The organism is Streptomyces sp. DH12 (genome assembly GCF_020873895.1).
Taxonomy (GTDB): domain Bacteria; phylum Actinomycetota; class Actinomycetes; order Streptomycetales; family Streptomycetaceae; genus Streptomyces.
In genome coordinates, this window is record NZ_JAHWGT010000390.1 from 1 (window position 1) to 646 (window position 646).

Genomic DNA, 646 nt, shown 5'->3' on the forward strand with positions numbered 1-646 from the left:
AGGGAGTCCCTCACGGACTTCGTGATGCCCCCGGAGGGACGGGGAACCAGTGCGGGGGCGTCCTTGGCGATCGCGCTCACCGGGTGTCCTCCTTGCTCCGGGAGTCGGGGGAACGTTCCGCTTGTGCCCTGGCGGACTCCTCGTCGCCGTTCTCGTGCACCTCGGCCGCATGGCCGGTGAGGGAGAGGAACACGTCGTCGAGGGTGGGGCGGCGCAGCCCGATGTCGTCGATCTCGATGCCGTCGGCGTCGAGCTCGCGGATGATCTCGGCGAGCAGCTTGGCCCCGCCGGAGACCGGCGTGGTGATCTTGCGCATGTGCTCCTCGACCGTGGTGTCTCCCTGGCCGAGGCCGCGCAGGCTGTACTTGTCGAGGAGGGCGGCCGCGGTGCGGATGTGCTCGCGCTCGTGCACCACGACCTCGACGCGCTCGCCGCCGGTGCGGGCCTTGAGCTGGTCGGAGGTGCCCTGGGCGATGACCTTGCCCTGGTCGACGACCGCGATGTCGTGCGCCAGGTGGTCGGCCTCCTCCAGGTACTGCGTGGTGAGCAGCAGCGTCGTGCCGCCGGAGACGAGGTCCTTGATCACCTCCCAGAGCTGCTGGCGGTTGCGCGGGTCGAGACCGGTCGTCGGCTCGTCCATGAACAT

General features: G+C 69.8%; 1 protein-coding gene. It reads right to left on the reverse strand.

Annotated elements, in window-relative coordinates:
* Positions 1–76: 76 nt before the first annotated feature.
* Positions 77–646 (reverse strand): DUF4162 domain-containing protein (locus LPA54_RS34740; RefSeq protein ID WP_228984613.1); only part of this gene is annotated, 570 nt, incomplete at its 5' end.